The organism is Microbacterium sp. ZW T6_19 (assembly GCF_044987465.1).
GTDB lineage: Bacteria > Actinomycetota > Actinomycetes > Actinomycetales > Microbacteriaceae > Microbacterium > Microbacterium natoriense_A.
Map to the genome: position 1 here is coordinate 23,049 of NZ_JBJDRH010000006.1, position 11,741 is coordinate 34,789.

Genomic DNA, 11,741 nt, shown 5'->3' on the forward strand with positions numbered 1-11,741 from the left:
GCGGGTCGTGGCAATCCCGTTGGCGAGACGGAGCGGGCTTCCTAACTTGGGCTTCACAACCCAGAGTCAGGAGCCGAGATGTCCGCCACCACCAGAACCGCGCACGGCTCCGCTCAGCGGGAATCCACGACGACCACGAACGACGTTCAGGCGCCGGCTGAGCCGACATACGAACTCGTCGACCTGGATCGCTACGCGATCATGCATGATGGTCCCGTGGGCTATGTCGAGGTCGTTCCCCCTGTCTTCGTCTGCTATGCAGGCCACCCCTTCGCGAAGGCCGAGGAGGCCGCGCAGAGGCACGACTTCCAGACCGCCGTGCAGACGGTGATCGAGCACGCCGCCTCGGTGCGACGCACTCGGCGCCGCGCATGACGCTCGAGATCTGGCCCGGATCGGCATACCCGCTGGGGGCGACCTTCGACGGTCAGGGGACGAACTTCGCGCTGTTCAGCGAAGGGGCCGAACGCGTCGAACTGTGTCTGTTCGACGACAAAGGCGGCGAGCAGCGCGTCGACCTTGCGGAGGTCGACGCGTTCGTGTGGCACGGCTATCTCCCCTCGCTGCAACCCGGCCAGCTCTACGGATACCGCGTGCATGGGCCGTACGATCCGACGCAGGGCGCGCGGTTCAACCCGAACAAGCTGCTGCTCGATCCCTACGCGAAAGCGGTGTCGGGGAAGATCGCCTGGGGGCAGCCGGCGTTCGGCTACGACTTCGGCGACCCCGACTCCCGCAACGACGACGACTCGGCCGGGATCATGGTCAAAGGCGTGGTCGTGAACCCCTTCTTCGAATGGGCGGGCGACCGGCCGCCGAAGATCCCCTACGCGCAGACCGTGATCTACGAGGCCCACGTGAAGGGGCTCACCGAGCGGCATCCGGGTGTCCCCGATTCCCTGCGCGGCCGGTACGCCGGCATCGCGCACCCCGCGATCATCGACCACCTCACCCGCCTCGGCGTGACGGCGATCGAGCTCATGCCGGTGCACCAGTTCCTCGACGACGCCGTGCTCGAGGAGAAGGGCCTGTCGAACTACTGGGGCTACAACACGCTCGCATTCTTCGCGCCGCACAACGCCTATTCCTCGAGCGGCGAACGCGGTCAGCAGGTGCAGGAGTTCAAGGCGATGGTGCGGGCTCTGCACGCGGCGGGGATCGAGGTCATCCTCGACGTCGTCTACAACCACACCGCCGAGGGGAACCACCTCGGGCCGACCCTGTCTCTGCGCGGCATCGACAACGAGGCGTATTACCGGCTCGAGAAGGACAAGCGGTACTACACCGACTACACCGGCACCGGGAACAGCCTGAACGCCGGCAACCCGCACGCGCTGCAGCTGATCATGGACTCGCTGCGGTACTGGGTGACCGAGATGCACGTCGACGGCTTCCGGTTCGACCTCGCCTCGACCCTCGCCCGTGAGTTCTACGACGTCGACCGGCTGTCGACGTTCTTCGAGCTCGTGCAGCAGGACCCGATCGTGTCGCAGGTGAAGCTCATCGCCGAGCCCTGGGACGTCGGGCCCGGCGGCTACCAGGTCGGCAACTTCCCGCCGCAATGGACGGAATGGAACGGCAAGTACCGCGACACCGTCCGCGACTTCTGGCGTGGGGAGCCCCAGGCGCTGGGAGAGTTCGCCTCGCGGCTGACCGGATCGGCCGATCTGTACGAGCACTCGGGGCGGCGCCCGGTGGCATCCATCAACTTCGTCACCGCTCACGACGGCTTCACGCTGCGGGACCTCGTCTCGTACAACGACAAGCACAACGACGCGAACGGCGAGGGCAACGCCGACGGCGAATCGCACAACCGCTCCGACAACATGGGCGCGGAGGGTCCGACTGACGACCCCGCGATCAATCGGCGTCGCGCACGTCAGCAGCGCAACTTCCTCGCGACCCTGCTGCTCTCGCAGGGCGTGCCGATGATCTCGCACGGCGACGAGCTCGGCCGCACCCAGGGCGGCAACAACAACGGGTATGCGCAGGACAACGAGACGACGTGGATCGACTGGGATGCCGCGGACACCCCGCTGGTCGAGTTCACGGCCGCGCTGACGCGGCTGCGCCGCGCGCATCCGACCTTCCGTCGCAGCCGGTTCTTCAACGGCCGCCCGGTGCGGGTCGCCGACGGCGAACGCGTGCCCGACGTCGTCTGGCTGCGGCCGGACGCCGTCACGATGCAGCCGGAGGACTGGGACTCGGGGTTCGGCCGTGCTGTCGGGATGTTCCTGAACGGACGCGGCATCCGGGAGAAGGACGAACGCGGCCGGCCGGTGACCGATCTGAACTTCATCGTGTACTTCAACAGCGGTGACGACCGCGTCGAGGTGACTCTTCCCGACGACAGGCACGGCGACAGCTGGGAGGTCGTGGTGGACACGGCGGGAGAGGCCGACGAGGAGCAACCGCTCTCGGCCGGCGGCGGGTTCACGATGGAGGCGAAGTCGCTGCTCGTGCTCCGGGCCGCGGGAGACGACGAGGGGCCCGTCGACGACTCGGTGGAGGCGTCGCTGAGGGCGCAGAGCGAGCACGGCGAAGCGCTCGCCGGAGAGGCGGATGCCGGAGAGACGGATGCCGGCGCGGTGACCGCATGACTCTGAAGCCGCTGTCGACGTACCGACTGCAGATCACGTCCCGGTTCCCGCTCGACGAGGCCGCCGCCGTCACGGCGTATGTCGCGGCTCTCGGCGGCGACTGGGTCTATCTGTCTCCTCTGCTCGCTGCCGTGTCGGGGTCGGATCACGGGTACGACGTCGTCGATCACCCGCGCGTCGATGCCGAGCGCGGCGGGGCCGAGGGACTGCGCCGTTTCTCATCGGCCGCCCGTGCTGCAGGCCTCGGCATCCTGATCGACATCGTGCCCAATCACATGGGCGTGTCGGCGCCCCGGCAGAACCCCTGGTGGTGGGACGTGCTGCGCCTCGGCGCGGAGTCACGGCACGCCCGTGCGTTCGACATCGACGGACGGCTCGGCGGCGGGAAGGTGCGGCTGCCCATCCTCGGCGCCGCTCGGGACGAGGTGGTCGCCAGGGGAGACATCACCGTCGACCCGACGCCGGCCGCCGACGCGCCGGACGGCACGCTGAGCTACTTCGAGCACGTGCTGCCGCTCGCTCCGGGAACAGCACGACTCGTGGGCGACCTCCCGGCGCTGCTCGCCGCCCAGCACTACGAGCTGCGCTTCTGGCAGGACCAGTCGGCTGAGCTCAACTACCGCCGCTTCTTCGCGGTGTCGGAGCTCGCCGGTATCAGGGTGGAGCTTCCCGACGTGTTCGCGGACTCCCACCAGGAGATCCTGCGCTGGCTGCGCGAGGGTCTCGCCGACGGGCTGCGCGTCGATCACCCCGACGGCCTCGCGGATCCCGGCGGATACCTCGAACGCCTCGCCGACGGCACGGGCGGCGCCTACACGCTCATCGAGAAGATCTTGGAACCGGGCGAGGAGCTCCCGTCCTGGTGGCGCACCGACGGGACCACCGGCTACGAAGCGCTCGCGGTTCTCGACCGCATCTTCGTCGACCCCGACGGTGTGCAGGCGCTCTCCGAGATCGACGAGCGGTTGCGCGCGGAGACCGGATTGGCGAGGCCGGCCTCATGGCTCGAACTCGTGCACGACACCAAGCGGATGGTCGCCGACGAACTGCTGCAATCGGAGGTGCGACGGCTGGTGCGAGTGCTCCCGATGGGCGTCGTGGGAGCGGCGGATGCGCTCGCCGAGATCCTCGCCTGCTTCCCCGTGTACCGCTCATATCTTCCGGCCGGACGCGAGCACCTGCGGCATGCGGTGGCCGAGGCGGTTCGGCGGCGTCCCGATCTCGCGGAGGCGATCGAGCAGCTCGAACCCCTGCTCGCCGACCCCGATCTCGAGGTCGCAGAGCGGTTCCAGCAGACGAGCGGCGCCGTGATGGCCAAAGGAGTGGAGGACACCGCGTTCTACCGGTTCACGCGGCTCGGGACGCTGACCGAGGTCGGGGGAGACCCCTCGCAGGCCGCCCTCTCGACGCGGGAGTTCCACGCCGCGCAGCAGGCGCGGCTTTCGGCCTGGCCGCACTCGATGACGACTCTCTCGACGCACGACACCAAGCGCTCGGAAGACGTCCGCGCGCGGCTCTCGGTGCTCTCGGAGATGCCTGAGCGCTGGGCCGAGGTGCTGGGTGAGCTGCGCGCTGTGGCGGGTTCGGGGCACGGGCCGATCGATGCCCTGTTCTGGCAGGCGGCAGTGGGCGCGTGGCCGATCTCGACGGACCGGCTGCTCGCCTACGCCGTCAAGGCTGCACGCGAGGGAGCGGAGGCGACGGGGTGGCAGCATCCGGATGCCGCATTCGAAGAGCGCCTGGCGAAGATGGCGGATGCCGCGAACGGGGCCGCCGCCGAGATCCTCGCCCGGTTCGTCGAGGAGATCGCGGGCTTCGGCTGGTCGAACTCGCTATCGGCCAAGCTGCTCCAGCTCACCGGCCCGGGGGTCCCAGACGTCTACCAGGGCACCGAGCTGTGGGATCTGTCGCTCGTCGACCCCGACAACCGTCGCCCGGTCGACTTCGTCGCCAGGGCTCGCATGCTCGAGTCTCTGGACGCTGAGGTCGCCCGTGGCATCCTTCCGCCGGTCGACGTCTCGGGTCGGGCGAAGATGCTCGTGGCCTCTCGCGCGCTGCGCCTGCGACGCGACCACCCCGAGCTGTTCCGCGCCTATCGGCCGCTGGTCGTCACCGGCGGGTCCTCCGATCACGCGGTCGCGGTCGATCGCGGCGGGGTCACGGTGGTCGCCACCCGCCTGCCTGCGGGACTCGCACGGATCGGCGGCTGGCAGGACACTGTTCTGATGCGCCCCGAGCTGTCGGCGACCGACGTGCTCACCGGGCGGCGGATCGAACCGGGGCCGGTCCGCCTCGCCGAGCTGCTCGAGAAGTACCCGGTGGCCCTGCTGGAGGACGCCCGATGATCGAGGTGTGGGCGCCCCTGGCGCGCCGCGTGCGGGTGCGCCTTCTGGGCGACCAGGGCGCGACGATCGACGAACGCGAGCTCAGGCGTTCTGAGGCGGAGGGGTGGTGGCGCGCAGAGCTCGAACTGGCCGACGGCGACCGCTACGGCTTCGTGCTCGACGACGGAGATCAGGTGCGGCCCGACCCTCGATCGCGCCGGCAGCCCGAGGGCGTGCACGCACCCTCGGCCGCCTTCGACCTCGCGGCGTTCGCCTGGACCGACGCGGCGTGGACAGGGCGGCAGCTCGCTGGTGGCGCGATCTACGAGCTGCACATCGGCACCTTCACCCCCGAGGGGACGCTCGACGCTCTGATCGGCCGACTCGACCACCTCGTGGACCTCGGCATCACGCACGTCGAGCTGCTCCCCGTCAACGCCTTCAACGGGCGACGGAACTGGGGATACGACGGCGTGCTCTGGTACGCCGTGCACGAGGAGTACGGCGGCCCGCGCGCCTATCAGCGCTTCGTCGACGCCGCGCACGCCCGCGGACTGGGCGTCATCCAGGACGTCGTCTACAACCATTTCGGCCCGAGCGGCAACTATCTGCCGGAGTTCGGGCCGTATCTGCGCGAGGGACGGAGCAACCCGTGGGGTGACGAGGTGAACCTCGACGAACCGGCCGTGCGCCAGTACATCATCGACAACGCGCTGATGTGGCTGCGCGATTTCCACGTCGACGGCCTCCGTCTCGACGCCGTGCACGCGCTGAACGACGACCGGCCCACGCACATCCTCGCCGAGCTCGCCGAGCGCATCGAGGCGCTCTCCGCTCAGCAGAACCGGCCGCTCAGCCTGATCGCCGAATCCGATCTCAACGATCCGACGCTCATCCTTCCGCGGGAGGCCGGCGGCTACGGTCTCACGGCGCAGTGGTCGGACGACTGGCACCACGCGATGCACGTCGCCCTCACCGGCGAGACCACGGGGTACTACGACGATTTCGCCGCCCCCGAGGCGGTCGCCAAGGTGACGCAGCACGGGTTCTTCCACGACGGCACGTTCTCGTCTTTCCGTGGGCGGCCGCACGGGCATCCGATACCGCCGACGGTGCCGACGTGGCGACTCGTCACCTACATGCAGAACCACGATCAGATCGGCAACAGAGCTGCCGGCGACCGGCTCGGCGCGAACCTGACGCCCGACCGGCTCGCGGTCGCCGCCGTTCTCGCGCTCACCGCACCCGGCACTCCCATGCTCTTCATGGGAGAGGAGTGGGGCGCATCCACGCCGTGGCAGTTCTTCACCTCGCATCCCGAGCCGGAACTCGCGAAGGCCACAGCGGAGGGGCGCATCGCCGAGTTCGAGAAGATGGGCTGGAAACGGTCCCTCGTGCCCGACCCGCAGGACCCGGCGACGTTCGATCGCTCGCATCTGAACTGGGAGGAACGCCAGCAGGGCGAGCACGCGCGCCTGCTCGATCTGCATCGGCGGCTGCTCGCGCTGCGCATCCAGCGGCCCGAGCTCACCGATCCCGACGCCGCGAAGACCGCCGTCACCTCGATCCGCGACGACGGTCCGCCGCGTGCCCGCGCGTTCCGCATCGAGCGGGGTGCGGTGTCGGTGCTGGTGAACCTCACGAGCGAACCGGTCGCGTTCGACGTGCGACCCGGTGATCGGATGCTGCTGTCGACCCGCTCGGCGGACCTCGACGCGGGCCTCCTCGAGGTCCCGCCCGATGCAGCCGTCGTGGTCGGGCCGGAGCTCGCCGCTCAGCCGGTGGGCCTGGACCTGGACACGAACCGCACGAGCTCCTCGTAGCGAGGGCGCAGCGTCGAGGCGTCTGCCCGGATGCCTCAGCCTCCGAGCGCCTGCGCGGCCTGCCGCGCGGCTCCGAGCGCCACATACTCGCCGGGATCCGGCACCTCGACCGGCAGCCCGAGGACCTCGGGCGCGATGACGCGCACGGCCTCGGACTGCGCTCCGCCGCCGATGAGCAGGGCCCGCTCGAGAGGGATGCCGAGATCGCGCAGAGCGTCGAGACCCGCGCCGAGGCCTCGCAGCATGCCCTCGACAGCGGCGCGGGCGAGATTGGGCCGCGTGGTCGACGCGAGTGTCATCCCGGTGAGGGATGCCGTGGCATCCGGCAGGTTCGGCGTGCGCTCGCCCTCGAAGTAGGGCACGAGCGTCAGACCATCGGCCCCAGGAGCGGCCTGCAGCGCGAGGTCGCTGAACTCGGCATGGGCGACGCCGAGCAGCGACGCCGTGGCGTCGAGCACACGAGCGGCGTTCAACGTCGCGACCAGGGGGAGGAAGTTGCCGGAGGCATCGGCGAAGCCGGCGACCGTGCCCGAGGGATCGAAGACGGGAGACTCGCTGATCGCGCACACCGTTCCCGAGGTGCCGATCGAGACGACGACGTCGCCGACCACGGCGCCCAGACCGAAGGCCGCGGCGGCGTTGTCGCCGGCGCCGGCCGCGACGCGGCGGCCACCGGCATCCGTCACGCTCTCGTCGTGGCCGAGAACGCGCGGCAGCTCCGCGTCGTGACCGAGCGCCGCGACGAGCAGCTCACGGTCGTACTCGCCCGTGCGCGGGTTCCAGTAGCCCGTGCCCGAGGCATCCGAGCGGTCGGTGACGAGCTCGTCGAGCGCCGGATTCTCGGGCCCGAATCCGCGCAGCCGCCAGGTCAGCCAGTCGTGCGGCAGAGCGACCGCGGCGACGCGGGCGGCGTTCTCCGGCTCGTTGTCGCGCAGCCAGCGCAGCTTGGTGATCGTGAACGACGCGACGGGAACCAGGCCGGTGCGCTCGGCCAGAGCCGAGGCGCCGAACTCCGCGATCAGATCGGCGGCGGCTCCCGCCGAGCGGGTGTCGTTCCAGAGCAGGGCGTCGCGGATGACGCGGCCCTCGGCGTCGATCGCGACCATGCCGTGCTGCTGGCCCCCGATCGACCAGGCCTCGACGCCGTCGAGGCCTCCCGCCTCCGCGAGCGCCGAGTTCAGCGCCTGCCACCAGGCCTCGGGGTCGACCGCCGTGCCATCAGGATGCGACGCTCGTCCGGAGCGCACGACGGCTCCGGTCGAAGTGTCGACGACGACGACCTTGCAGGACTGGGTCGACGAGTCGACCCCGATCACGAGTGCCATTCCGGCATCCTCTCGATTGCTTCGGGTGTGTCCAGGATTCAGGCCGGTCGCACCTGTGGTCGGCTTCGGTCGCTGAACCCGTCGGTTCTGTGACCGACACGATGTCCGGTCACGCCTGTGGTCGGCTTCTGAGGCCGAACCAGCCGGTTGTGTGACCGGCCCGGTGTCCGGTCACGCTTGCGGGCGGCTTCCCACCCGCAGCGTGACCGGAACCGCGCGAGATCGGTCAGCGAGCGCCGAGGAGGTGCTCGGTGGCGAGCTGCTGCAGACGGACGAAGCCGAAGCCCTTGCCGCCGAAGTACGAGTTCGCGTCGAAGTCCTCGTAGGCCGAGCGATCGGCGAGGAAGTCGTCGTAGGTCTCGCCCTCGGCCAGGGTCGGCGTCGACAGCTCGTCGACACGAGCGGCGGCGAGCGCCTCCTGCACCTCGGGGTCGGCGCGGAAGGCCGCGGCGCGCTCCTTCAGCAGCAGGTAGGTGCGCATGTTCGCAGCGGCCGACTCCCACACGCCGTTCTCGTCTTCCGTGCGGCTCGGCTTGTAGTCGAAGTGACGGGGGCCGTCATAGGCGGGCACGCCGCCGGGGCCGCCGTTCTCGAGCAGGTCGACGAGCGAGAACGCGTTGTGCAGATCGCCGTGCCCGAACACGAGGTCCTGGTCGTACTTGATGCCGCGCTGGCCGTTGAGGTCGATGTGGAACAGCTTGCCGTGGAACAGCGCCTGTGCGATGCCGGCCGTGAAGTTGAGCCCGGCCATCTGCTCGTGCCCGACCTCGGGGTTCACGCCGACGAGCTCGGGGCGCTCGAGCGAGTCGATGAACGCGATCGCGTGGCCGAGGGTCGGCAGCAGGATGTCGCCGCGGGGCTCGTTCGGCTTCGGCTCGATCGCGAAGCGGATGTCGTAGCCCTTGTCGGTCACGTAGTCGCCCAGCAGGTTGACGGCCTCGCGGTAGCGCTCGAGAGCGGCGCGGACGTCCTTCGCGGAGTCGTACTCCGCACCCTCGCGCCCGCCCCACATGACGAACGTCTTGGCGCCGAGCTCGGCTCCGAGGTCGAGCTGGCGGAACACCTTGCGCAGGGCGTAGCGGCGCACGTCGCGGTCGTTCGAGGTGAAGCCGCCGTCTTTGAAGACCGGGGCGCTGAAGAGGTTGGTGGTGACCATCGGCACGATCAGGCCGGTGTCGGCGAGAGCGCCCTTGAGGCGGTCGATCTGCGTCTGGCGCTCGGCCTCGGTCGAGCCGAAGGCGAACAGGTCGTCGTCGTGGAACGTCAGACCGTAGGCGCCGAGTTCGGCGAGCTTCTCGACGGCGTGCACGACGTCGAGGGCGGGGCGGGTCGGGCCGCCGAAGGGATCGGCGCCGTTGTAGCCGACGGTCCAGAGGCCGAACGAGAACTTGTCTTCACGGGTGGGGGTGTTCATGACTGCTCCTGTGCAGGTCGAAATAAGTTGTGAGTGACAACATATCTCATGACAGAGATGCTGTCCACCCCTTACAGTGAAGGGATGCCGTCACCGTCGAGCCCGGCCCCGGGCACCCGTCCGCACAACCTCGCTCGCATCCTGCGACTCGTGCACGAGGAGGGTGCGCAGTCCCGCGCCGCGCTCACCGAGACGACAGGGCTGAACCGCTCGACCATCGCGGATCTGGTGGGCGAACTCATCAGGCTCGGGCTGGTCGACGAGAGGATTCCCGAGACGCCGGGGCGGGTCGGCCGCCCCTCGCCCGTCGTCGCGGCATCCTCCGATGTCGTCGCGATCGCCGTGAACCCGGAAGTCGATGCCGTCGAGATCGCTGCGATCGGGCTCGACCGCAGCATCCGCCTGCGCAAGCGGGTCCTGAACGAGGCCCTTCCGACGCCACAGGGTCTCACGACCCTGCTCGCCGAGACGCTCCAGGAATGGAGCGACGGACCGCTCACGCAGGTCCGCATCACCGCGATCGGCATCGCGGTGCCCGGTCTCGTGCGCGCGTCGGACGGCGTGGTGCGCAACGCCCCCCACCTCGAATGGCGGGACGTGCCTCTCGCCGACCTCGTCGCCGACGGCTGCGGCATCGCCACGGTCGTCGACAACGACGCCAGTCTGGGCGCGGTCGCGGAGCACCGCTACGGTGCAGGACACGGAATCGACGACATCGTCTACCTGAACGGCGGCGCCTCAGGCATCGGCGGCGGGCTCATCATCCGAGGCGTCCCGGTCGCGGGCGCGGGCGGCTACGCAGGAGAGTTCGGGCAGAATCGGCCGCGCATCACCGACGACGCCGATCGCCGCACGGCCGACGGCGTGCTCGAAGCCGAGGTGAGCCGCCGGCTGCTGCTCGACGTCGTCGGGCTCGAGGCAGCCGACGATGACGTCCTCGCAGCCGAGCTCAGCACGTCGGGCAGTCCCGACGCCGCAGCCGAGGTGTCCCGTCAGGGGCGCGTCCTCGCGGGCGCGCTCGCGAACGCCGTGAACGTGCTCAATCCCGCCGTCATCGTGCTCGGCGGCTTCCTCGCGACCCTCGGAGAACTGCGCCGGGAGGAGATCATGGATGCCGTGACGGAGCTCGCCATGGCGGAGAGCGCCGAGGGCCTCGGCATCCGCTCCGCCGCCCTCGGGGCCGACCGTCTGCTGATCGGCGCCGCCGAACTCGCCTTCGCCGGCCTCATCGCGAATCCGGCCGAGCGCGGCTGACCGCATCCGGCCAGGATGATCGGGTGCGGGCATGCTCCCGCCCGCGACGATGGTGGGGAAAGGAGGACCTCATGATCGGAACGCTGAACGCGCTGGTCGACCTGGTCGAACGCAGCGCCGGGGAAGAGCTCGACATCGCCGCCTTCGCCCATGGACAGGGCACGACGGAATACCACCTGCGCCGGATGTTCTCGGCGCTCGCCGGTATGCCGCTCTCGGAATACGTACGGCGGCGGCGCATGACTCTAGCGGGCGCCGAGCTCGCGGCGGGTGCGCCGAACGTGCTCGATGTGGCCGTGCGACACGGATACGGCTCGATCGAGGCGTTCGGCCGCGCCTTCCGTGCCGTGCACGGGATCAGCGCGACGGATGCGCGCCGTGACGGGGGGCCTCTCCGCACACAACCCACGCTCCGGTTCCGCCTGAGCGTCGAAGGGAGCACCCAGATGGACGTCACCATCACCGCACTGCCCGAACTCGTCCTGGTCGGCCATGCCGCACAGGTCCCGCTCATCCATGAAGGCGTGAATCCGCGCATCCAGGAGCACATCGCCGCGATCGCACCGGAGGAGCACGCGAGGCTCAAGGCGCTCAGCGACGCCGAGCCCCGTGGGATCCTCGCCGTCACGGCCGATGTCGCTCCCGATGCGCCCGAGGGCACGACACTCACCTATCTGCACGGCGTGGCCGTGCAGTCGGGCACCCCTGTGCCCGACGATCTCGACGTGATCAGAGTCGACGCAGGCTCGTGGGCGGTGTTCTCCGCGAAGGGACCGTTCCCGGAGACCCTGCAGAACCTGTGGGCGGCGACGGCGACCGAGTGGTTCCCCTCGAACCCCTGGCGGCTGCGTCCTGGGCCGTCGATCGTCCGCTACCTCGAGTTCACCGGCACGCACGCCTCGTGCGAGCTCTGGCTGGCCGTCGAGGCCGCCTGAGATCACTCCGCGGGAGGTCCTGTCGCGCGCGCCGCGGCAGGGCCTCCCGCGAGCGCTGTCCGTGGC

General features: G+C 69.9%; 8 protein-coding genes. 6 read left to right on the forward strand and 2 right to left on the reverse strand.

Going from position 1 to position 11,741, the window contains the following annotated elements; genetic code table 11:
* The first annotated feature begins 78 nt into the window (after nucleotides 1-78).
* Genes ACI3KT_RS10440 through treZ form a run of 4 tightly spaced genes read left to right on the forward strand, consistent with a single transcriptional unit; the run spans nucleotide 79 to nucleotide 6,747 of the window.
* Nucleotides 79-375 (forward strand): hypothetical protein, encoded by a 297-nt coding sequence (locus ACI3KT_RS10440; RefSeq protein WP_404904097.1) that lies wholly within the window; start codon nucleotides 79-81, stop codon nucleotides 373-375.
* Nucleotides 372-2,600 (forward strand): glycogen debranching protein GlgX, encoded by a 2,229-nt coding sequence (gene glgX, locus ACI3KT_RS10445; RefSeq protein WP_404904099.1) that lies wholly within the window; start codon nucleotides 372-374, stop codon nucleotides 2,598-2,600. The genes ACI3KT_RS10440 and glgX overlap by 4 nt, the downstream gene beginning before the upstream one ends.
* Nucleotides 2,597-4,945, forward strand: coding sequence for a malto-oligosyltrehalose synthase (gene treY / locus ACI3KT_RS10450; protein ID WP_404904101.1), 2,349 nt, complete (start codon nucleotides 2,597-2,599; stop codon nucleotides 4,943-4,945). The genes glgX and treY overlap by 4 nt, the downstream gene beginning before the upstream one ends.
* Nucleotides 4,942-6,747, forward strand: a complete 1,806-nt coding sequence (treZ, locus tag ACI3KT_RS10455) for a malto-oligosyltrehalose trehalohydrolase (protein WP_404904104.1) — start codon at nucleotides 4,942-4,944, stop codon at nucleotides 6,745-6,747. The genes treY and treZ overlap by 4 nt, the downstream gene beginning before the upstream one ends.
* Nucleotides 6,748-6,782: 35 nt before the next feature.
* On the opposite strand, the gene xylB is transcribed toward treZ, so the two are convergent.
* Nucleotides 6,783-8,072 carry a xylulokinase gene (xylB, locus tag ACI3KT_RS10460; protein ID WP_404904106.1) on the reverse strand — a complete coding sequence of 430 codons (1,290 nt, stop codon included), beginning with the start codon at nucleotides 8,070-8,072 and terminating at the stop codon, nucleotides 6,783-6,785.
* A 226-nt stretch (nucleotides 8,073-8,298) separates the two neighbouring features.
* The gene (xylA, locus tag ACI3KT_RS10465) at nucleotides 8,299-9,486 is read right to left on the reverse strand and encodes a xylose isomerase (protein WP_404904108.1); all 1,188 of its coding nucleotides are present in this window, start codon (nucleotides 9,484-9,486) and stop codon (nucleotides 8,299-8,301) included.
* Nucleotides 9,487-9,570: 84 nt separating this feature from the next.
* Here xylA and ACI3KT_RS10470 point away from each other — a divergent pair, with 84 nt between their 5' ends.
* Both ACI3KT_RS10470 and ACI3KT_RS10475 read left to right on the forward strand, forming a co-directional pair.
* A complete protein-coding gene (locus ACI3KT_RS10470) occupies nucleotides 9,571-10,740 on the forward strand; it encodes an ROK family protein (RefSeq protein ID WP_404904109.1) in 1,170 nt (389 codons plus the stop codon).
* A gap of 71 nt (nucleotides 10,741-10,811) precedes the next feature.
* Nucleotides 10,812-11,675 carry a GyrI-like domain-containing protein gene (locus tag ACI3KT_RS10475; protein WP_404904110.1) on the forward strand — a complete coding sequence of 288 codons (864 nt, stop codon included), beginning with the start codon at nucleotides 10,812-10,814 and terminating at the stop codon, nucleotides 11,673-11,675.
* Nucleotides 11,676-11,741: the final 66 nt, after the last annotated feature.